This window comes from Bradyrhizobium sp. DOA1, from assembly GCF_001593325.1.
Taxonomy (GTDB): domain Bacteria; phylum Pseudomonadota; class Alphaproteobacteria; order Rhizobiales; family Xanthobacteraceae; genus Bradyrhizobium.
In genome coordinates this window covers 3,579,678-3,600,650 of sequence record NZ_JXJM01000001.1, presented here as the reverse complement: position 1 = coordinate 3,600,650, position 20,973 = coordinate 3,579,678, and the positions used below count along the sequence as shown (strand labels likewise).

Annotated in this window: 24 protein-coding genes; 16 read left to right on the top strand and 8 right to left on the bottom strand. The window is 65.0% G+C overall.

Features of this window, described 5'->3' with window-relative positions; all coding sequences use genetic code 11:
* Nucleotides 1-156 precede the first annotated feature (156 nt).
* Complete coding sequence (locus tag SE91_RS17175) at nt 157-525, top strand: GFA family protein (protein WP_061848421.1); 369 nt, start codon at nt 157-159, stop codon at nt 523-525.
* A gap of 3 nt (nt 526-528) precedes the next feature.
* On the opposite strand, the gene SE91_RS17170 is transcribed toward SE91_RS17175, so the two are convergent.
* A complete protein-coding gene (locus SE91_RS17170) occupies nt 529-1,299 on the bottom strand; it encodes an exodeoxyribonuclease III (protein WP_061848420.1) in 771 nt (256 codons plus the stop codon).
* Between the two features lie 39 nt (nt 1,300-1,338).
* Between SE91_RS17170 and SE91_RS17165 the strand changes: the two genes are divergently transcribed.
* The gene (locus tag SE91_RS17165; RefSeq protein ID WP_008551855.1) at nt 1,339-1,560 is read left to right on the top strand and encodes a cysteine rich repeat-containing protein; all 222 of its coding nucleotides are present in this window, start codon (nt 1,339-1,341) and stop codon (nt 1,558-1,560) included.
* A gap of 130 nt (nt 1,561-1,690) precedes the next feature.
* Here SE91_RS17165 and alr read toward each other — a convergent pair whose 3' ends face one another.
* Nucleotides 1,691-2,968 carry an alanine racemase gene (gene alr / locus SE91_RS17160; RefSeq protein WP_061851173.1) on the bottom strand — a complete coding sequence of 426 codons (1,278 nt, stop codon included), beginning with the start codon at nt 2,966-2,968 and terminating at the stop codon, nt 1,691-1,693.
* 46 nt (nt 2,969-3,014) lie between these two features.
* On the bottom strand, nt 3,015-4,526 hold the full coding sequence (locus tag SE91_RS17155) for a replicative DNA helicase (RefSeq protein ID WP_008551850.1): 1,512 nt from the start codon (nt 4,524-4,526) through the stop codon (nt 3,015-3,017).
* A gap of 550 nt (nt 4,527-5,076) precedes the next feature.
* Between SE91_RS17155 and SE91_RS17150 the strand changes: the two genes are divergently transcribed.
* The gene (locus SE91_RS17150) at nt 5,077-5,277 is read left to right on the top strand and encodes a hypothetical protein (RefSeq protein WP_061848419.1); all 201 of its coding nucleotides are present in this window, start codon (nt 5,077-5,079) and stop codon (nt 5,275-5,277) included.
* A gap of 7 nt (nt 5,278-5,284) precedes the next feature.
* On the opposite strand, the gene SE91_RS17145 is transcribed toward SE91_RS17150, so the two are convergent.
* On the bottom strand, nt 5,285-6,535 hold the full coding sequence (locus tag SE91_RS17145; protein ID WP_061848418.1) for a cyclopropane fatty acid synthase: 1,251 nt from the start codon (nt 6,533-6,535) through the stop codon (nt 5,285-5,287).
* Nucleotides 6,536-6,811: 276 nt separating this feature from the next.
* Here SE91_RS17145 and SE91_RS17140 point away from each other — a divergent pair, with 276 nt between their 5' ends.
* The 3 genes from SE91_RS17140 (at nt 6,812) to SE91_RS17130 (ending at nt 8,881) form a co-directional block, all read left to right on the top strand.
* Nucleotides 6,812-7,702 carry a hypothetical protein gene (locus SE91_RS17140; protein ID WP_061851172.1) on the top strand — a complete coding sequence of 297 codons (891 nt, stop codon included), beginning with the start codon at nt 6,812-6,814 and terminating at the stop codon, nt 7,700-7,702.
* A 109-nt stretch (nt 7,703-7,811) separates the two neighbouring features.
* Complete coding sequence (locus tag SE91_RS17135; protein ID WP_061848417.1) at nt 7,812-8,408, top strand: TetR/AcrR family transcriptional regulator; 597 nt, start codon at nt 7,812-7,814, stop codon at nt 8,406-8,408.
* Between the two features lie 11 nt (nt 8,409-8,419).
* A complete protein-coding gene (locus SE91_RS17130) occupies nt 8,420-8,881 on the top strand; it encodes a PaaI family thioesterase (protein ID WP_061848416.1) in 462 nt (153 codons plus the stop codon).
* Nucleotides 8,882-9,003: 122 nt separating this feature from the next.
* On the opposite strand, the gene rplI is transcribed toward SE91_RS17130, so the two are convergent.
* The 4 genes from rplI to rpsF form a co-directional block, all read right to left on the bottom strand.
* On the bottom strand, nt 9,004-9,603 hold the full coding sequence (gene rplI / locus SE91_RS17125; protein WP_008551835.1) for a 50S ribosomal protein L9: 600 nt from the start codon (nt 9,601-9,603) through the stop codon (nt 9,004-9,006).
* Nucleotides 9,604-9,651: 48 nt separating this feature from the next.
* The gene (locus SE91_RS17120; protein ID WP_061848415.1) at nt 9,652-10,632 is read right to left on the bottom strand and encodes a hypothetical protein; all 981 of its coding nucleotides are present in this window, start codon (nt 10,630-10,632) and stop codon (nt 9,652-9,654) included.
* Between the two features lie 125 nt (nt 10,633-10,757).
* On the bottom strand, nt 10,758-10,997 hold the full coding sequence (rpsR, locus tag SE91_RS17115) for a 30S ribosomal protein S18 (protein WP_007592020.1): 240 nt from the start codon (nt 10,995-10,997) through the stop codon (nt 10,758-10,760).
* Between the two features lie 5 nt (nt 10,998-11,002).
* Nucleotides 11,003-11,470, bottom strand: coding sequence for a 30S ribosomal protein S6 (rpsF, locus tag SE91_RS17110; RefSeq protein WP_025035823.1), 468 nt, complete (start codon nt 11,468-11,470; stop codon nt 11,003-11,005).
* 335 nt (nt 11,471-11,805) lie between these two features.
* On the opposite strand from rpsF, the gene SE91_RS17105 reads away from it, so the two are divergent.
* The 10 genes from SE91_RS17105 to SE91_RS37130 form a co-directional block, all read left to right on the top strand.
* A complete protein-coding gene (locus SE91_RS17105) occupies nt 11,806-12,498 on the top strand; it encodes a TetR/AcrR family transcriptional regulator C-terminal domain-containing protein (RefSeq protein ID WP_061848414.1) in 693 nt (230 codons plus the stop codon).
* A 3-nt stretch (nt 12,499-12,501) separates the two neighbouring features.
* On the top strand, nt 12,502-13,527 hold the full coding sequence (locus tag SE91_RS17100; RefSeq protein WP_061848413.1) for a fatty acid desaturase family protein: 1,026 nt from the start codon (nt 12,502-12,504) through the stop codon (nt 13,525-13,527).
* Between the two features lie 172 nt (nt 13,528-13,699).
* Complete coding sequence (fabD, locus tag SE91_RS17095; protein WP_061848412.1) at nt 13,700-14,659, top strand: ACP S-malonyltransferase; 960 nt, start codon at nt 13,700-13,702, stop codon at nt 14,657-14,659.
* A gap of 12 nt (nt 14,660-14,671) precedes the next feature.
* Nucleotides 14,672-15,409, top strand: coding sequence for a 3-oxoacyl-[acyl-carrier-protein] reductase (gene fabG / locus SE91_RS17090; protein ID WP_061848411.1), 738 nt, complete (start codon nt 14,672-14,674; stop codon nt 15,407-15,409).
* Between the two features lie 313 nt (nt 15,410-15,722).
* Nucleotides 15,723-15,962 (top strand): acyl carrier protein, encoded by a 240-nt coding sequence (locus SE91_RS17085; protein ID WP_008551805.1) that lies wholly within the window; start codon nt 15,723-15,725, stop codon nt 15,960-15,962.
* Between the two features lie 107 nt (nt 15,963-16,069).
* Entirely contained in the window at nt 16,070-17,335 is a 1,266-nt protein-coding gene (fabF, locus tag SE91_RS17080; protein WP_061848410.1) for a beta-ketoacyl-ACP synthase II, read from the top strand.
* Between the two features lie 125 nt (nt 17,336-17,460).
* Complete coding sequence (gene mltG, locus SE91_RS17075; RefSeq protein ID WP_061848409.1) at nt 17,461-18,750, top strand: endolytic transglycosylase MltG; 1,290 nt, start codon at nt 17,461-17,463, stop codon at nt 18,748-18,750.
* Between the two features lie 213 nt (nt 18,751-18,963).
* A complete protein-coding gene (locus SE91_RS17070; RefSeq protein WP_061848408.1) occupies nt 18,964-19,851 on the top strand; it encodes a YicC/YloC family endoribonuclease in 888 nt (295 codons plus the stop codon).
* Between the two features lie 3 nt (nt 19,852-19,854).
* Nucleotides 19,855-20,514, top strand: a complete 660-nt coding sequence (gmk, locus tag SE91_RS17065) for a guanylate kinase (protein WP_061848407.1) — start codon at nt 19,855-19,857, stop codon at nt 20,512-20,514.
* Nucleotides 20,515-20,608: 94 nt separating this feature from the next.
* On the top strand, nt 20,609-20,973 hold a 365-nt coding region (locus SE91_RS37130; protein ID WP_197489477.1), incomplete at its 3' end, for a hypothetical protein.

Genomic DNA, 20,973 nt, shown 5'->3' with positions numbered 1-20,973 from the left:
GTTTGGTTTCGGAATAACGTAAGCCATTGATCGGACAGGGGTCTCCTACTGTGCATGGGGTTGTTTTCGCCGCTTTGCTTTGACCGTCCCACTGCTGACAGCATGTTGGCAGCAGGGGCCAGCTACGACCGGCTCCTGACAAAAAGGGAGCGGGTGATGCCGATCGAGGCAAGCTGTCATTGCGGTGAGACGGTGTTCGAGGTGACGGAGGCGCCTTCAAGCGTGACGCGTTGCACCTGCACGCTGTGCGCCAAGCGCGGCGCACTGTGGGCCTATTTCACGCCGGCCCAGTTCCGGCTGCTGTCGCCCGCGGACAACGTTGCGACCTATCTCTGGGGCAGTCGCACCGTCAAACATCATTTCTGCGCGAGCTGCGGCTGCGGCACTTATTCGGAGTCGCCGGACTGGTCGACCGGCAAGCCCGACTTTGACAATCCCAAGGTTGCGGTCAATGCGCGCCTGTTCGACGATTTCGACCTGGAGGCCGTGCCGGTGAACGTCATCGACGGCAGGAATCTGTGGTGAAGGTCATCGCAGCACCACCCATGTCGGCGCGTGATCGCTCGCGCCGTCCTCACCGCGGATCTTCTTGTCGACGCCGGCCTTGGCAAGACGCGGGGCGAGGGCAGGGCTGAGCAGGAGATGGTCGAGCCGCAGGCCAGCATCGCGCGGCCAGCGGTTCCGCTTGTAGTCCCAGAAGGTGTAGATGCGCTTCTCCGGATGCAGCTCCCGGATCGCGTCGCACCAGCCTTGTGCGACCAGCGAGGCAAATGCCGCGCGGCTCTTCGGCTGGATCAGCGCATCCTTGTCCCATGAGCGCGTCGGATAGATGTCGATCCCGGTTGGCGCGACGTTGTAATCGCCGGCGAGAACGACGGGCAGATCCTGCTTGATGAACGTCCTGGCGTGGCGCTTGAGCCGCGCGAACCAGTCGAGCTTGTAGTCGAATTTCGGCCCCGGCTGCGGATTGCCGTTCGGCAGATAGATGCTGGTGACGATGATCCCGCGTATGGCGGCCTCGATGTAGCGGGCTTCGTGATCGGAGGGTTTGCCAGGCAATCGGTCGCGCGTCAGCACGGGCTCGGCATTGCGGGCGAGGATGGCGACGCCGTTCCACGTCTTTTGTCCACACCACACCGCGCCGTAGCCGGCCTTTTCAATGGCGGCCGCCGGAAATTCGCCATCACTTGCCTTCAACTCCTGAAGCGCGACGACATCGGGCTTCGCCACGCGCATCCATGCCAACAGATTGGGCAGGCGGCGATTGATGTTGTTGATGTTGAACGTCGCGATCTTCATGTAGAGCTGCGGCTCCTGCCTTCCGTCACCGGAGATACAATGTCCAAGCTGAGCTTTGTTGCCATCGCACTCGCCCTCGCGTTCTCCGGAGGCGCATCGGCACAATCGTCCGATCCGCGCGGCGCGTGCAAGACGGACTATGACAAATTCTGCGCCGGCATCGCGCCGGGCGGCGGCCGCGTCGTCGCCTGTCTCGACGGCAAGCGCGATCAGCTCAGCGCAACCTGCAAGGCGGCGCTGGACAACAGGAAGAAGAAATAGCTCTCGTGTCCCGGACGCGCGTAGCGCGAGCCGGGACCGGGAAGGCGACAGGGTAGGCTGTTGAGAGATGGGCCCCGGCTCTGCAGCGCGTCGCTGAAGGAGCGTTGCGCAGCGCCCGGGGCACGCGCGTCTAACCCGGGAGTGGCGGCGGAGCGGACGGCTGTTCGACTGGCGGCGGCGACGGCGGCTGCTCGGCCGCCTGTGCGGGAGCGGGCCTTGCCAGCGGCTCCTCCACATTGCCGCCCTTGTAGACCCGGGCATAGCGGTGGCCGAGGCTGGTCAGCACCTCATAGCCGATCGTGCCGAAATGATGCGCGAGCTCGTCGACGGTGATGCCCTCGCCGAGCAGCGTCACCAGGTGGCCGCGCCGCACCGCGTTCGGCGGCAGGTCGGTGATGTCGATGGCAATCAGGTCCATGGAGATGCGGCCTGCGACCGGACAGCGCTTGCCGGCCACGATCACCTCGGCGCCGCGAGTGCCGTCATTGGAGCTGGCGGCGCGGAAATAGCCGTCGGCATAACCGACCGCGATGATCGCGAGCTTGGTCGGCCGCCGCGCGCTCCAGGTGCCGCCATAGCCGACGGTCTCGCCGCGCTCGATGTTGCGGATCTGCACGATGCGCGCCTTGAGGTCGACGACCTGCTGCATCGGGTTGTCGGCCTCCGGCGTGGGATTGACGCCGTAGAGCGCAGCCCCCGGCCGCACCATGTCGAACTGGAACGGCGCGCCCAGGAAGACGCCGGAGGAGTTGGCGAGCGCGGCGGGCACGCCCGTGAACTCACTGGCGATGCTGCGGAAGGCTGCGAGCTGTCTGGCATTGACTTGGCTGTTGAGCTGCTCGGCCGCGACCAGATGGCTCATCACCAGCGTGATGCCGTGATCACCGGCATTGATGCGGGGGATGATGGCCTGCGCCTCGGACAGTGTCAGGCCCAGCCGGTTCATGCCGGTGTCGATATGAACGGCGGCGCCGCCGGTCCAGCCGGTGCGGCGGCAGAACACGTCCCATTCGGCGAGCTCGTTGAGATCGCCGATCACCGGCCGGCAGTTGATTTTGGCGTAGTGCTCGCCGGTGTTCTGGAAGAAGCCGCCGAGCACATAGATCGTGGGTTCCGGCACCGCCGCGCGCACCTTGCGCGCCTCTTCGATGGTGGCGACGAAAAACGTCTTGCAGCCGGCCTTGCTCAGCGCGCGCGCGACCTCCGCGCCGCCGCAGCCATAGGCATCGGCCTTGATCACCGCCGCGCACTCGGCCGGTACCGCAGTCTTCTCGAGCTTGCGCCAATTGGCGATGATGGCATCGAGATCGACCGTGAGCACGCCGCCATAGGCGGCGAGCGCGGCGGCCTGGTTGGCCTCCGCGGAGAGAATGCCGGGCTGCGGGTTCGTTTTCGGGTCGGACACCATTGTCATGGCGCCGTTTTACGCAAGAGGCCTGTCCGGTTCAAGGAACTCAGTAGTCGTTGTCGCTGCGAGCCGGCAGCTGACTGTCAGGCGCAAGGTCGCCGAACCGCGTGACCGAGGCTTCGAACGCCAGATCGACGGTGCCGGTTGGGCCGTGGCGCTGCTTGCCGATGATGACCTCGGCCTTTCCATGGGCAAGACTCATGTCGAGCTGCCACTTCTCGTGTTCAGGCGTGCCCGGGCGGGGCTCCTTCATCGCGAGGTAATATTCCTCGCGATAGACGAACAGCACGACGTCGGCGTCCTGCTCGATCGATCCGGATTCGCGCAAGTCGGAAAGCTGCGGCCGCTTGTCGTCGCGCGATTCCACCTGACGCGAGAGCTGGGACAGCGCGATCACGGGCACGTTGAGCTCTTTCGCCAATGCCTTCAGGCTGGTCGTGATCTCCGTGATTTCCTGCACGCGGCTGTCGCTGGCGCGCTTGCTCGAGCCTGACAACAGCTGGATGTAGTCGATCACCAGCAGGTCGAGGCCCTTCTGGCGCTTCAGCCGGCGCGCGCGTGCCATCAGCTGCGCGATCGACAGGCCGCCGGTGGCATCGACATAGAACGGCAGCGATTGCAGCTCGATCGAGACCTCCCGGATCTTCTCGAAATCGGCTTCCGAGATGCCGCCGCGGCGGATGTGAGAGGAGGGAACACCGGTGCGCTCGGCGACGATACGCGTAGCGAGCTGGTCGGCCGACATTTCGCAGGAGAAGAAGCCGATCACGCCGCCATTGGCAGCCTTCGTGGTGCCGTCAGCCTGGACTTCCGGAACGTAGGCGCGTGCGACATTGTAGGCGATGTTGGTCGCAAGCGAGGTCTTGCCCATGCCGGGACGGCCCGCGACGATGATGAGGTCGGAGTGCTGCAGGCCGCCCATCTTGGTGTCGAGGTCGCGCATGCCGGTCGAGATGCCGGACAGCTTGCCGTCACGCTGGAATGCCTTGGCCGCGAGATCGACCGCGACCGCCAGCGCCTGCGAGAATTTCTGGAAGCCGCCGTCATAGCGGCCGGATTCCGCCAGTTCGTAAAGCTTGCGCTCGGCGTCCTCGATCTGCGCCCGCGGCTGGAAGTCGACCGGCGCGTCATAGGCGACGTTGACCATGTCCTCGCCGATTCCGATCAGGTCGCGCCGCAGCGACAGGTCGTAGACGGTCCGGCCGTAATCCTGGGCGTTGATGATGGTGGTCGCTTCGGCCGCGAGCCGCGCCAGATATTGTCCGATGGTCATGCCGCCGACGTCGGTGTCGGCGGGCAGGAACGTCTTGAGCGTGACGGGCGTCGCGATCTTGCCCATCCGGATCAGGCTGCCGGCGGTCTCGAAAATGGTCTGGTGCAGCGGCTCGAAGAAATGCTTCGCCTCCAGAAAGTCCGACACGCGATAGAAGGCGTCGTTGTTGACCAGGATCGCGCCGAGGAGGCTCTGCTCCGCCTCGATATTGTGCGGTGCGCTCCGATAGGCAGGAGTTCCGGCGTCGGGCGCGAGTTTGAGGACGTTCGAATCAGTCAGGGCCATGGTCGGACGTGCTTAGCAATTTTCTTGGGCGGATGCGGGGCCGGGATAAAGCGCCGCCTCACGCCAAAGCGGAAGCGAAAGCTGACCGCTATCAACCGCTCAGTTAAAATGGTGGATGATTGGCAGCTGCGGCAACTGCCGCGCTTGACGGATTTTCACGGAACCGAGGTTGGCCTGGAAGCGGCCGCGACCGTGCCATGAAAAATCCTGAACCCGTGAACCCAATGGATTGGCGCGCAGACCTAACCGGGAGGGCGCGCGAATTGACGCGCGCTGGGAGCTTTCGGCTCGGATTCAGACCAGCAGGAGGTAGATCAGCGCGACCAGGGCCGCCCCAACGCCCGTGACGATCAGGGCGTAATCGGTGCGGAGGTCGTCCTGCACGTCGAATGAGGTTTGGGTCTCTTTGCTCATGGCGACGATCTAAGCCAGGTCCGACGAGACTTATGTGAAGCAGATCACATCTCCCCGGATTCTTTCGGGTAGAGGGGGAACAGGCCGGCGGGCAGGGGGTTGTCTCCGTCCGGCCAGCAGGGAGACGAGGCAGGCGATGCGGCCAGAACGGCAGCACCAGACGTGGCGCAGCGAGGCCGGCAGCCGGCTGTGGCTGGCAGGCCTGATCGCGGCCATGGAGCACGCCGAGCGACCCGAGGTGCGGTGTCAGCCGGTCGCCCCCGAACTTCTCGTGGAACTCAGGGCACAACTGGCGCTAACCGCCTCTTTCCGGCAGATCTCGACCCTGCGCCACTAGAACCCATTCATTCGCCTGCCAGCTTCAATCTGGGCTTAGCGCCGCCTTCGATCGCCCGCAGCCGGCCTTCCTCGCGTGCAATGTATTCGCGTGTGATCGGCACCACGCCCTGACGCCTTGTGAGCTGGATTTGAAAATTCATCATGTCCTGCTTGCGGAACGTCATCTCGCAGGCCGCTAGATAAAACTCCCACATCAGGGCGAAGCGCTCGTCATAGAGCTGCACGGCCTCCTCGCGCCGCGCCATGAAGCGCTCCCGCCAAGCCTTCAGCGTCTCGGCGTAGTGCAGGCGCAGAATCTCGATGTCGCAGACCAGAAGGCCCGCGCGCTCGATCGCCGGCAGCACCTCCGACAAAGCGGGGATATAGCCGCCGGGGAAGATGTATTTGGCGATCCAGGGATTGGTGGAGTCCGGTCCCTGCGAACGGCCGATCGAATGTAGCAGCATGACACCGTCCTTGCTCAGAAGCTCGGCGCAGCGCTGGAAATAGGTGTCGTAGAAGCGGGCGCCGACATGCTCGAACATGCCAACCGAGACGATGCGATCAAACGGGCCAGCGATGTCGCGATAGTCCTGAAGCAGGAATCTGGCGGAGCCGGTCAGGCCCTTTTCGGCGGCGCGCGCATTGGCGATCTGCAATTGCTCGGTCGAGAGCGTGATGCCGGTGACGTCGGCGCCGGCGATCTCGGCCAGATAGAGCCCAAGCCCGCCCCAGCCGGAGCCGATGTCGAGCAGGCGCTGGCCGCTCTTGACGAGCAGCTTGGCGGCGATGTGCCGCTTCTTGGCGAGCTGCGCATCGTCGAGCGTCGTTTCCGGAGACTCGAAATAAGCGCAGCTATATTGCTTGTCGGCATCGAGGAAGAGCGAATAGAGGCGGGCGTCGAGATCATAATGGTGCGCCACGTTGCTGCGCGAGCGCGAGCGTGGATTGAACTGCTTCAGATGCCGGGTCAGATAGCGCAGGTGCCACCAGGGTTTTGCCCACTGCGGCAATAGGTCGGGTTGATCGAGCAGGATCGCGAGGGCATCAGCTATGGTGCCGCGCTCGACGACGAACTCGCCGTCCATATAGGCCTCGCCAAGCCCGAGCTCGGGATTGATGAGGACCTTCCGTTCTGCGTCGGCGGTGACAAAGCGCACCTCGATGGGCTCGCTCGATCCATCGCCAACGGTGAACTTCACCCCGCTTGCGCTGGTCACCGTCATCGACCCGCGGCGGACGAATTGAGACAGGAATTTACGCAACAAACGGTCCATCGCCACCTACCTCTCGAGCGAACCCCGAAGAGATGCGACTAACCCGGCTTTCACATCTGACGCCCAGGTCCCGCTCCGGTTCCTATGCGTTTGCATTCAATCTAGGGTGCAGGCTGCGACCCCGCTATTGCGCTGTGTTCACAGCCGATATTCCAAAATCGCTTAATCACATCCTCGCGCGCGGGAAGCCTTCCATTCGCGGCTCAATCCGCTAAAAGGTGACCGCCGCCGCGCCGCCTGCCGGCTGCATTCACGGAATTCATGGAGATGATGGGAATGTCGAGCCGAGCGCTCAGCCTCGCGACGGTATTGCTTCTGATCGGCTTCGGCGCAGCCGACACCGTTCTTGCGCAGGCGACGAACCTCGAGGCCGGCAAGACCCCGTCCCAGCTTTTTGCCCAGACCTGCAACGTCTGCCACAAGAGCCCGCGCGGCTTGTTGAAGTCGGTGGCGCCGGGCTCGCTGCCGGGCTTCCTGCGTCAGCACTACACCACGAGCTCGGACATGGCGGGCGTGCTCGCCTCCTATCTCATCTCCAATGGTGCGACCGATACCCGCTACCAGGCCAAGGAGGGCAAGAAGGACGCCAACACCGCTCCGGGCCAGTCGCCTGAACATCAGGGCCGTCGCCAGCGCGCGCAGGACGCCGCCAGGCCGGAAGCCGAAGGCGCAGCTCCAGCTGCAGAGGGCACACGTCAGAAGCGCAGCGCGCGACCGGCCGAGGAAGGCGTGAGGCCCGAGGGCGAGGCAGCGCCCGAGGGACGCAAGGCCAGGCGCCGGGCCAAACCCGAGGATGCACCGAAGGTCGATGCCGCCCCGCCGGCCAACGACAAGCCGAAGGCCGAGTCAAAGCCTGATAGCGCAAAGTCCGAGCCCGAGGCCAAGCCTGACAGCGCGAAGGCCGAGCCGCGCGGTAGCGAAGCGCCGGCGGCGAGCCCCGATCCGGCCCCGCAGGTCACGCCTGCTGCACCAGCTGCCGTCAAACCCGCCGAGCCGACCACACCGAAGCCGGCGGAAGAGACTGCGCCCAAGCCAGCCGCCCCTGCCGCGAGCTCCGAACCGGCACCTGCCGTCAGACCGCAGGAATCATCGCCGCCCCCGACCGCCGCAGCCCCGCGCGCAGCGCCAGACTCCTCCGGGCCGCCGGCGCCGCCGATCTCGCGCTAGCCGGCTCACGCCCATTCCAATTGTGGCGGAGGTCGCGTTCATCGCGGCCTCCGCGTCGTCTTGACCACAATTAGAGCAATGCTCTAGAGTATTGCTCCAGGAGACTTTGATGACCGCGAGCGTGCGTGACGAGCTGTTGGCTGCGGGACTTATCGTGTTCGACCGCGTCGGCTTCGAGGCCGCAACGGTGGCCGCGATCCGCGCCCGGGCGCGCGCCTCCAATGGCAGTTTCTTTCACGCCTTCGGCTCGAAGAAGGAGCTCGCCGGTGCGCTCTTCCTGGAAGTGCTCCGGCACTATCATGCAGCGGTGTTGGCAGCGCTCGATCCCGTGCCCGATGTGGAGCAGGGCATCGGCCGCCTGATCCGGGCGCATCTCGACTGGGTCGTCACCAGCCGGCGCGAGGCGCGCTATCTCTTCGAGATCTCGCGCAGCGAATGGGGCGAGGACGTGCGCGAGGCCCAGCGCATGCAGAATGCGCGCCTCGCCGAAGGCATCGAGCGCTGGCGCGGGCCGCTGGTTGCAGGCGGCGAGCTTCTGCCGATGACGCCGGTGATGTTCGTTAGCCAGCTGATCGGTCCGGCGCAGATCTTCTGCCGCGCCTTCCTGTCGGGTCGCGACCGCACCGATCCGCGCCTCGAGGCCGACACGCTGATTGCCTGCGCCATCCGTGCGCTACGGCCGTTCGATCGCATCAACAAGCAATGAGGAGAGATCGCATGCGAGCCGAAGCTGATCCGGAATTCGCGCCCATTGCCGAGCGCATCCATGCCAATGTCGGCCGGCAGGGTTTCATGAACTTGGTCGGGGCCGAGCTGTCTGAATTGGCGCGCGGCACCTGCACCATCGCCGTCGAGCGCCGGCCGGAGCTGCTTCAGCAGCACGGCTTTTTCCATGGGGGCGTCACCGCCTTCCTGGTCGACAACGCCACGACGATCGCGGCCGCCACCTCGCGCGGTCAGGCGGCGCTGACGGCGGAATACAAGCTCAATTTGTTGTCGCCTGCGGTCGGCGAAAAGCTGATCTGTCGGGCAAAAGTGATCAAGCCGGGCCGGCAGGTCGCGGTGGTCGCGGCCGATGTGTTCTGCGTCAGCGATGGCGTCGAGAAACATACGGCTACCGCACTGGCCTCGATCGCAATGCTGAGCGAGGAGGTCAAGACGAAAAGCCCGGCTGCATGAAGCAGCCGGGCTAATTGGCCCTCTGTAGTCATTGCTGGGCTTGACCCGGCAATCCATCTTCTTGCGCAGAGTCTGGATGGATGCGCGGGTCGAGCCCGCGCATGACGAGTTGAGCTTGTGGCTTACTTCTCTTCCTCAGCCGGCGCCGGCGCGACGTCGTCGTGCTGGGCTTCCGGATCGAAGAACTCGCCGGCGGCTGCGATCGCCTCGGCGGCTGCGTCGCGGTCCTCGTTGCGGGTGGAGATGTCCTCGCCGCGGTTGATGCGCTCGGCCTCGTCCTGGCTGCGCGCGACCGTGACGGTGATCTCGACCTCGACCTCGGGGTGGACGGCAACGGTGATCGAGTGCTTGCCGATGGTCTTGATCGGTGCGTCGAGCTGGATCTGCGGGCGAGCCAGCGAAACGCCATCGGCTTCGAACGCGATGACGATGTCACGCACGTTGACCGAGCCGAACAGCTGGCCGGCTTCCGAAGCCTGACGGATCACGATGATGTTCTTGCCCTCGATCTTCTCGGCGACCTTGGATGCTTCAGCCTTGGACGCAAGGTTGCGGGCCTCGAGATCGGCCTTCATGCCGTCGTACTTGGCCCGGTTGTCGGCGGTGGCGCGCAGCGCCTTGCCGCGCTTGAGCAGGAAGTTGCGCGCATAGCCGTCGCGAACCTTCACGACTTCGCCCATCTGGCCGAGCTTGTTGACGCGTTCCAGCAAAATGACTTCCATATTCGTTCTCCTTTGAAGTGGTCTTGAGTTGCAGTTTTCGGGTTGGACTTAAGGGGTCGGCAGCGGCGGCGGCTGCCGGCTACGCAGAAAGCGCTCGCGGAAGCCGAACACGGCATCCGCAAGACCGAGAATCACCACCGCGATCAGGGGCCAGCCGAACACGACGACGACGACGTAGAACGAGCCGAGCCAGAACGTGCGGCTCTTGAGCGCCAGCGTCAGCGTGTGCAGCACGGCGAAGCCGGTCATCGCATAGCCCATCATCAGCGCCGCCGCGGCGATCTGCGCGGCGATCGCGAGCAGGCCGCTGGTAAAGGAGAAGGCGAGGGCGATGCAGAGCGCGACCAGCGTCATCGGCGGCAGCTCCGCCGACTTGATGTCCGGCCATGGACGGCGCAGCCGGCCCGATGTCGCGGTCACTTTGGCACTGAGCCAGAGGTTGAGCGTCAGCGTCAACATCGCGATGAGGGTGGCAGTCGCCGGTGCGATGCGCACCAGCACGTCGACGAACCGGCCGGCTTCGCTAGAGGTTTGCGGGTCGGTGGCGCGCAGAAGGCGTATCAGTCCCCGCCGGAGCGAACCGGTGATGGTCTCTGCGTCGGTGCCGAGCGTGAGCAGGGCTGCAATCGTGGTCAGCGCGGCGAAGCCCGCGATCCAGAGCAGGATGCGGCCGACCGGATACCATTCGATGACGGGCTCAGCCGACGGAGCGGTCGCGGTGGCGTCAGGCGCGAGGGGGCCGACCTGCCGACCGAGCAGGACGAGATGGCCGAGCCACCAGGCCGGCAAGGCGACCGTGACGGCGAAGGCGATGCAGTAGGGCAGGCCGAACAGGGCGCCGAGGCCGATCGCGGCGGCAATGCCGCCGAGGCTTGCGCAAAGCGGTCCCCAGCCGATCGAGGCGACCATCAGCGGCAGCGATGCGAGATAGAACAGGACGAGCGAGATCAGCGCGCCCGAGATGATCGAGGCGAACATCAGCGCCGACGCGGCGCCGGCGATCAGGGCTATCAGCACAAAGGCCATCATCAGCTGTCCCGCTCCCTTCGAGCGGTTAGAGGCATTTCGCCCCAACCATCGGCGACCGGACGACCCGGAAGCCTTATGAGTTCAATTGGCGACCGGCGGCGATTTCGCCGCCGGCCGAATTCGTCTTAGCGAATAACGTAGGGCAACAGGCCCAGGAAGCGCGCGCGCTTGATGGCGCGGGCGAGCTCACGCTGCTTCTTCGCGGACACTGCGGTGATGCGGCTCGGCACGATCTTGCCGCGCTCGGAGACGTAACGCATCAGCAGCTTGGAGTCCTTGTAGTCGATCTTCGGAGCATTGGCGCCCGTGAACGGGCAGCTCTTGCGACGACGGAAAAACGGGCGGCGTGCACCAGCTTCAGCCATTGGTCTTACTCCCCATCCGTGGTTTCAGCTTCATCGCGCGGACGGCGCGGACCGCGATCACCTCGGAAACCGCCCTCGCGGTCGCCACGGAAGCCGCCTTCACGCTCGCCGCGGAAGCCGCCGCCGCGGTCGTCACGCTCGCGATCACGGTCGGCCTTGCGCATCATCGCGGACGGGCCCTCCTCGAGCTCCTCGACACGGACGCTGAGATAGCGGATCACGTCCTCGCTGATACGCTCCTGGCGCTCGATCTCGGCGATCGCCGCGGACGGCGCGTCGATGTTGAGCAGCACGAAGTGCGCCTTGCGGTTCTTGTTCATGCGGTAGGTGAGGGAGCGAACGCCCCAATTCTCGGTCTTGGTGATCTTGCCGCCGAGACCTTCGACGATACCGGTCATCTGCGCAGTCAGCTCTTCGACCTGCTGCGGGCTCGCGTCCTGACGCGCGAGAAACACATGCTCGTAAAGAGGCATGGAAGTCCTTTCCTCATGTTGGCGCATCGCCCGGCGTCAAACCCTTAAGAGGCCTTCGGAAAGGACTCTGGGATCAAGCTCAGAAGGCGGAAACACGGGACGACGGGCCGACTGGCCCTGCCACACCAAAATCACGAATGATTTGCTGAGACCGTCCGTTCAGCTCCCGGCCGGGGTCTGCGGATGGGCGCCTTATACGGATTTTGGCCGGCTTTGCAAGATTGGGAGCCAAGTTTCGGCCTGGACGGCTGGATGCGAGCCGGGACGGGCCCGCAGATCCTAGCGGCTTGATTTACTTGTTTGTATAGCATACAAACAAATCAACGGGAGGAGCAATGGCGGACAATTCTGCCCAAGTGCCGTTCGAAGAGGGCGGTAGCGACCCCAAGCACGCGGCGCGCGCCACGCGCTCGGCGGGCCGCAAGATGCGCTCGCTGCTGCTGGATGCGGCGAGTCCGCTGTTCCGCGAGCGCGGACTTGCAGGCGCCTCCATCACCGACATCGCAGCCGCGGCTGACGCGTTCCCGAGCCAGATCACCTATTACTTCCGTACCAAGGAGGCGCTGTTCGTGGAATGCGCCTGTCGCGAGCTCTTGTATCTCGCGCGTGCGACCGAGCAGGCAGCGCAAAGCGCGCGCACGCCGCGGCAATACACCCACGCGCTGGCCGAGACGGTCACGGCGAGCGATTCGGTCGCTTTCTTTGCTGAAGCTTTGACGCTGACGCGGCGGCGCCAGGATCTCGCGCCTTTGGTCGAGCGCACCATCGAGCGCCTGCACGGCGAGGGCGCGCGCGCCTATGCGAGCCAGGTCGAGCGGCACGGCTGGCGTTCCCTGCGTGCGCCCGACGAAAGCTCGCGGCGATTCTGGGCCGTCGCCCTCGGTGTCATTCTCGAAGGCTACGCCATGGGCCGTTCGCCCGAGGAGCTCTGCGCCGAGATGCTGCGTGTGCTTGGCGAGCAGGCGAAGTCAGACACGGCACGCCTGCGGCTCGTCGATGACAGGTCGAATCCGAATGGGGAGAGTTAGACCATGACTGCGCTTCGCATGCGTGCCCGCGATTTCCTGACCGACGATCAACTGGCTGACGTGCGCCGGCGCGTGACCTGGAAAGGCGTTGCGCTGATCGCGCATGCCTGGGCACTGATCGCAGGCGCGATCGCACTGGTGGCGTGGTGGCCCAATCCGATCACCTATATTCTCGCCGTCGCCATCATTGGCTCGCGTCAGCTCGGGCTCGCCATCCTCATGCATGACGGCGCCCATGGCTGCCTGTCTGCCGACGAGAAAACCAATCTGACGCTGAGCCAGTGGTTCTGCGCCTATCCGCTGTTCGCGGAGACGCGCAGCTACCGGCGCTACCACTTGCAGCATCATGCGCGCACCCAGCAGGAGGACGATCCCGATCTCGTGCTGTCGGCGCCGTTTCCGATCACCGGGCTGAGCTACCGCCGCAAGTTCATTCGCGATATCACCGGGCAGACCGGCTACCAGCAGCGCAAAGCGCAATTGCTCAATGCGCTCGGGCCGAAGGACTGGCCGTGGCGGCAGCGGGCGGTGCATTTCTGGGAGAAGCTCGGCCCGCAATGCGTGGTCAATGCGATCATGTTTGCGGCGCTCGCTGCGGCCGGCGTGTGGTGGGCTTATCCGCTGCTCTGGCTGGTGCCGCTGCTGACCTGGATGATGGTCATCACCCGTATCCGCAACATCGCCGAGCATGCCGTCGTCCCCGACAGCAATGATCCCTTGCGCAACACCCGCACCACGCATGCCAATTTCCTCGAGCGGTTGTTCATCGCGCCGTATTACGTGAACTATCACCTCGAGCATCACCTCCTGTTCTACGTGCCCTGCTACAACCTGCCGAAGGTGCATCGCCTGCTCAGCGCCAGCCGGCACGCGGGGCGCATGGAGGTGCAGCCGGGCTACGCCGCGGTGCTGCGGCTCGCGACGGCAAAGCCGAACCAGGACGATCGGCCGGGGCAATTGGTCAACAGTGCACGCCGTGCGCGGGCGGGGGCAGAGGTCGACGCCAACCAGACGGCCGGCGGATTCTAGCGGTACCTCATCCCCGGTTGAATGCCTGTGGGTTCCCATCCCTGGCTTGACAGTCCGACCCCGGACAGTGTCTACGGCCCCCTTTGGAGCGTGATCCGGAACCTTGGCCTGAGGCCGCGCGTAATCGGCTGCCGGTTCTCATGAGGATCACGCCCGACGAGAGGGAGCGCCGATGACGGCAGCATTCACATTTCCGGGGCAGGGGTCCCAGGCGGTCGGCATGGGCAAGGCGCTGGCCGACGCCTTTCCGGTGGCGCGCGCCGTATTCGACGAGGTCGATACCGCCCTCGGTGAGAAGCTGACGGCGACCATCTGGGATGGCCCGGCCGAAACCCTCCAGCTCACCGAAAATGCCCAGCCGGCGCTGATGGCGGTGTCTATCGCCACCCTGCGCGTGCTGGAGGCCGAGGCCGGTTTTTCCGTCGGACGGGACGCGGCCTTCGTCGCCGGGCACTCCCTCGGTGAATATTCGGCGCTAGCGGCGGCCGGCAGCCTGACGATTTCGGACACCGCGCGGTTGCTTCGCACCCGCGGTCTCGCAATGCAAAAGGCCGTGCCGGTCGGGGCCGGCGCAATGGCCGCGCTGCTCGGCCTCGACTATGAGGCCGCCATGGAGGTCGCAGGCGAGGCGGCGCAGGGGCAGGTCTGCCAGGCTGCCAACGACAATGGCGGCGGACAGGTGGTGGTCTCCGGCGGCAAGGCCGCGGTCGATCGCGCTGTCGAGATCGCCAAGACCAAGGGCGCCAAGCGCGCGATGCTGCTGCCGGTGTCCGCACCGTTCCATTGCAAGCTGATGCAGCCTGCGGCCGATGCCATGGCGGAGGCGCTCGCGAAGGTCACGATCAAGCCGCCGGCGGCGCCGCTGGTCTCGAACGTGCTGGCGAGCGCCATCACCGATCCCGACGAGATCCGCCGCCGCCTGGTTGAGCAGGTCACCGGTACGGTGCGCTGGCGCGAGTCGGTTGCCTATATGGCAGGGCAGGGTGTCACTCGGTTCTTCGAGATCGGCGCCGGCAAGGTGCTCACGGGCCTCGTCAAGCGCATCGCGGACGGTGCCGTCGGCGTTGCGGTCGGCGGTCCCAACGACATTGCCGCCGCCAAGGATGCATTGGCCGCTGCCAAGCAGGGCTAGAGGAGTTCTTCGATGTTCGATCTGACTGGCAAGAAGGCGCTCGTCACCGGCGCGACCGGCGGCATCGGCGGCGCGATCGCGCAGGCGCTGCACGCGCAGGGCGCGACCGTCGCGATCTCCGGAACGCGCAAGGAGGTGCTGGATGAGCTTGCCGGCAAGCTCGGCGAGCGCACCTTCGTGCTGCCCTGCAATCTTTCCAAGGCCGACGAGGTCGAGGCGCTGGTGCCCGCAGCGGAAGCTGCCATGGGCCAGGTCGACATCCTCATCGCCAATGCCGGCATCACCCGGGACAATCTCTTCGTGCAGCTGCGCGACGAGGACTGGGAGGAGGTCATCAACGTCAACCTGACCGCGACCTTCCGCCTGGCGCGTGCCGCGACCAAATTGATGATGCGCAAGCGCTTCGGCCGCATCATCGCCATCACGTCGGTGGTCGGCGTCACCGGCAATCCCGGCCAGGGCAACTACACCGCGTCCAAGGCCGGCCTGATCGGCATGATCAAGACGCTTGGCGCCGAATACGCCAAGCGCGGCGTCACGGCCAATTGCATCGCGCCCGGCTTCATCAAGACGCCGATGACGGATGCGCTCAACGACAAGCAGCGCGAAACGATTCTGACCAAGGTTCCGGCCGCCCGCCTGGGGACGCCCGAGGACATCGCGGCAGCCGCAGTCTACTTGAGTTCGAACGAAGCGGCTTACGTCACCGGGCAGACCATTCACGTCAACGGCGGCATGGCCATGATCTGACGCTTCATTCCGCATCGCCCAACGGAGCTGGCGCTGGATGCGGCAAACGGCCGTTTTCGGTGTGAAATGAGGCTTGTAGTCAAGGCAATTGAAGTGTGATAACCGGACCTTCAACGGATGGGCAAAGAACGCCATTGCAGGTTTTTGAAACCCTGTATATTGGCGATGCGGAGCCTTGGCCGTCGTTCGCCGGGCCTTGCATCGGTTAGGATGGGGCCAAATCAAAGTTCGTAAGCGAAGGCAGTCAAACGACCACGACGGCTCGTATCGTCCCGGGGGGTCGGGTCTACAGGGAACAACACGAGGTTAAGCAATGAGTGACATTGGCGAGCGGGTTAAGAAGATCGTGGTCGAACACCTTGGTGTTGAACCCGAGAAGGTTGTCGACAACGCGAGCTTCATCGACGACCTCGGCGCCGACAGTCTGGACACCGTCGAACTGGTGATGGCGTTCGAAGAGGAATTCGGTTGCGAGATTCCGGACGACGCCGCGGAAACGATTCTCACCGTCGGCGACGCCACGAAGTTTCTCGAGAAGAACGCGAAGAGCTAAGGCTCTTCATTTCGCGGGGACAACATTGAAACCGGACGGGCCGCTTCCCAGCGGTCAGCCGGTTTCTTGTTATTGGCCGTGAATCTTTCGATACGGAGTTTTCGGATATGAGGCGGGTCGTCGTCACGGGTCTTGGCATGGTGTCGCCACTCGGCTGTGGCGTCGAGCCGACCTGGAAACGCATCCTGAACGGCGAAAGCGGTGCGCGCCCGATCGAGAGCTTCGATGTCTCCGATCTGCAGACCAAATACGCCTGCACCGTCGTGCGCGGCGACGGCACCAACGACACTTTCAATCCCGATATCTGGATGGAGCCGAAGGACCAGCGCAAGGTCGACGACTTCATCATCTTCGGCATGGCCGCAGCCGGCCAGGCGCTCGACGATGCCAATTGGCATCCCGAGACCGAGGAGGACAAGTGCGCGACCGGAACCATGATCGGATCCGGCATTGGCGGCCTCAACGGCATCGCCGACACCGCGATCCTGCTCAAGGAGCGCGGGCCGCGCCGGGTGTCGCCGTTCTTCATTCCGGGCCGCCTGATCAATCTCGCCTCCGGCTACGTCTCGATCGCGCACGGGCTGAAGGGACCGAACCATTCGGTGGTCACGGCCTGCTCGACCGGCGCGCATGCGGTCGGCGATGCCGCCCGCCTGATCGCGCTCGGCGACGCCGACGTCATGGTGGCCGGCGGAGCTGAGTCGCCGATCAGCCGCATCGGCATTGCCGGCTTCAATGCTGCGCGCGCGCTGTCGACCGGCTTCAATGAGACGCCCGAGAAAGCCTCGCGTCCCTACGACAAGGACCGCGACGGCTTCGTGATGGGTGAGGGCGCCGGCGTCCTGGTGCTCGAGGAACTCGACCACGCCAGGCGCCGCGGCGCGAAGATCTACGCCGAGGTGATCGGCTACGGCCTTTCCGGCGATGCCTATCACATCACCTCGCCGTCGCCCGACGGCGATGGCGGCTTCCGCAGCATGTCGGCGGCGCTCAAGCGCGCCGGCCTCACGGCCGCCGATCTCGACTACATCAACGCGCACGGCACCTCGACACCGCTCGGCGACGAGATCGAGCTCGGTGCGGTCGAGCGTCTGCTCGGCAACGCCGCCTGCAAGGTCGCGATGTCGTCGACCAAGTCGTCGACCGGTCATCTCCTCGGCGCGGCCGGTGCGATCGAAGCGATCTTCGCCATTCTCGCGATTCGCGATAATGTCGTGCCGCCGACCATCAACCTCGACAATCCCTCGGTCGAGACCGCGATCGATCTCGTGCCGCACACCGCGAAGAAGCGTGAGGTCAACGTCGCCTTGTCGAACTCTTTCGGTTTTGGCGGCACCAACGCATCGGTGATCGTCCGGCGTCTGACCAGTTAGTTTGTATTTGAGACGAATCCACCGTTTTGCCGTATTCGGCGATAGTCATAGAAGTGGGCGCGTGCATTTGGCTCGGCAAGTGATTGTCAGGCCGCGATTGAACCGGCAGGATTCAGGTTGCTTCGATGAGTGAAAGGCCGCCCATTTCGCCCCGGAGTCCGCGGGCAGCGCTGGAGCCCGAGCAGGTCCCGCCGCCGCCGAAGCGATCGGACCGTGCGCGCAATCCGTTCGTGGTGGTCGGCAATGCCATCATCACGCTGCTGCTGATCGCCATGCTCGGCGCCGGCGGCGTCTATTATTACGGCCGGCAGGTGCTGGAGGCGCCGGGCCCGCTGAAGGAAGACAAGATCGTCAACATCCCGCAGCGCGCGGGCAAACGCGACATCGCCGAGACCCTGAACAGGGAAGGCGTCACCGACATCAATCCCTGGGTGTTCATCGCCAGCGTCGCCGCGCTGAAGGCGAGCTCCGATCTAAAGCCCGGCGAATATTCGTTCCAGAAGAACGCATCCTTGCGCGACGTCATCGCCACCATCGTCGAGGGCAAGGTGGTGCAGCATTCCGTCACGATTCCCGAGGGCCTGACCTCCGAGCAGATCGTGGCACGGCTGTCCGACAACGACATCTTCACCGGCAGCGTGCGTGAGCTGCCGCGCGAGGGCACGCTGCTGCCGGAGACCTACAAGTTCCCGCGCGGCACCACGCGCGAGCAGGTGATCCAGCGCATGCAGCAGGCGCACAAGCGCGTGCTCGGAGAGATCTGGGATCGCCGCAATCAGGACATTCCGGTGAAGACGCCGGAGCAACTCGTCACGCTCGCGTCCATCATCGAGAAGGAAACGGGCAGGCCGGATGAGCGCAGCCGCGTCGCCGCCGTGTTCGTCAATCGCCTAAAGCAGAGGATCAAGCTGCAGTCCGATCCGACGATCATCTACGGGCTCGTCGGCGGCAAAGGCACGCTGGGCCGTCCGATCAAGCGCAGCGAGATCACGCAGCCCTCGCCCTACAACACCTATGTGATCGAAGGCCTGCCGCCGGGCCCGATCGCCAACCCCGGCCGCGCCTCGCTTGAGGCTGCCGCCAATCCGGCGCGCACCCGCGACCTGTTCTTCGTGGCCGACGGCACCGGCGGCCACGCCTTCACCGAAACCTACGACGCGCATCAGAAGAACGTCGCGAAGCTCCGCGCGATGGAGAAGCAGATCCAGAACGACACGGTCGAGCCGCCCGAGGATGCGCAGCCGCCGGCCGCCGCAGCGCCCGCGACCGGCGATACGCCGACCGCGACCACGCCGGCGCGCCCCAATCAACAGAAGAAGCAACCGTCACGGCCTGCCAATCCTGCTGCCCCCGCCAATCCCGCGCCGGCCCGGCAGGGCGCGGTACAGTCCTCGCCGCCGGTGGTGCAGCGCTAATGCAGATCCGGAAAAGTGCGAAGCGGTTTTCCGGAAAGATCACGCGTAAACAACAACCTGAAGCGCGATGACAATTCATCCAGTCCCCCATCGCGCTTTAGGCTGACGCAGACCTGCCCACGGCATTGCGGATTCCACTTTCCGGCAAAATAGTTTTAAGATTCGCGTGGCTTGATGCCTCGCGAATCCCGTGTTCCTGGAGAATTTCAATCGATGGCGCTGTCGTCCATGACCGGCTTTGCCCGAAGCCACGGCGCGAGCGGGCCGTACACGTTCGAATGGGAATTGAAGTCGGTCAATGCCAAGGGCTTTGACCTGCGCGTGCGGCTGCCGCAGGGGTTCGACGAGGTCGAGGCCCACGCCAAGAAACGCGCCGGCGAGCTGTTGTCGCGCGGCACTGTCTACGCCAATCTCAACGTCAAGCGCGCCAACGCCGCCGCCACGGTCCGCGTCAACGAGGACGTGCTCAACGCCGTCCTGAAGGCGGCCGCGCTGATCTCCGGCAGGGTCGACGCCGTGGCGCCCAGCATCGACGGCCTGCTCGCCATCAAGGGCGTCGTCGAGGTCGCCGAGCCCGAGGGCGACGAGGAGGAGGACAAGGCCGCGCGTGCCGCCGCCGCCGAGGCCTTCGACAAGGCGCTCGACGATCTCGTCGAGATGCGCAAGCGCGAGGGTACTTCGCTCGGGCAGATCCTGACCCAGCGCGTCGATGAGATCGAGCAGTTGGCGAAGAAGGCGGAAGGCTCGCCCGGCCGCAAGCCGGAGGCGATCAAGGCCAAGCTCGCCGAACAGATCGCGGCTCTGCTCGACACGTCCGATCGTTTCGATGCCGACCGCCTGATGCAGGAGGCGATCCTGATCGCGACCAAGGCCGACATCCGCGAGGAGCTCGATCGCATCGCTTCGCACGTCGCGCAGGCGCGCGAGCTGATCGGCAAGGGTGGTCCGATCGGCCGCAAGCTGGATTTTTTGGCGCAGGAGTTTCACCGCGAGGTCAACACCTGCTGCTCGAAGTCGAACGACATCGAGCTCACCAATACCGGCCTCGCCATGAAGAATGTGGTCGAGCAGTTCCGCGAGCAGGTCCAGAATCTGGAGTGATCGATGACGACGGGCGGCCACGGAACTGACGGTGTCGAGCGGCGCGGCTTGATGTTCGTGCTGTCCTCGCCTTCGGGCGCAGGCAAGACGACGCTGTCACGTCTCTTGATCGAGCGGATGCCGGGCCTGAAAATGTCGGTCTCCGCGACGACGCGCGCGATGCGGCCGGGTGAGGTCAACGGCAAGGACTACACGTTCGTCGACAAGACGACGTTCGATGCGATGGTGAAAGCCGACGAACTCCTGGAATGGGCGACGGTGTTCGACAACAGCTACGGTACACCGCGTGGTCCCGTCGATGCGGCGCTGTCGGCGGGGCAGGATGTGCTGTTCGATATCGACTGGCAAGGCACTCAGCAACTGAAACAGAAGGCGCGCGCCGACGTCGTCAGCGTCTTCATCCTGCCGCCCTCGGCGGCCGATCTCGAGAAGCGCCTGCACTCGCGCGCGCAGGATTCCGACGAGGTGATCCGCAAGCGGATGAGCCGCGCCAGCGACGAGATGAGCCACTGGGCCGAGTACGATTACATCGTGATCAACCACGACGTCGACGATGCCTTCGCCGAAGTGCAGTCGATCCTGAAGGCAGAGCGCCTCAAGCGCGAGCGGCGGATCGGCCTCGTAGGCTTCGTTCGAAGCTTGCAAGCTCAGCTTCAAGGTTAGGCCGCGACAGGCGCGGGCCATCCTTCGCCATCTGCTCCAGCATCGTCGTGATCACGTCGACGTCGACCGCATCATGGTCGCGAGCCGCCGGCGCTTGATCGCGATCCTCGCCGCTCTCGTTGGCGGCGAGCTTGGGCGCGGCAGCCTCGATCTGGAATTTCCGGTCGAACATCCTGATCTCGACCTCGTTGCGTTTCACCTCGGCGGGCTCGGCAGCCGGTGCCGCTTCACGCCGCTTGCGCGCGTCGATCAGCTCGATCTCGCGGCCGATTGCGGCAAGCTTGGTCACTTGCTTTGCCGGTTGCGGACGTGCGGCATCGAAGTCGACGGGCTGCGGCGGCTGCGCGTTGGCTGCTATCGCACCGACCCACGGCGCGCGGCCTGCGTCCTGGTCGTGTGCCTGCCAATCGTCCCAATAGCCGTGACGATCAGCGGACTGGATGCGGACGCGCGCGCCGG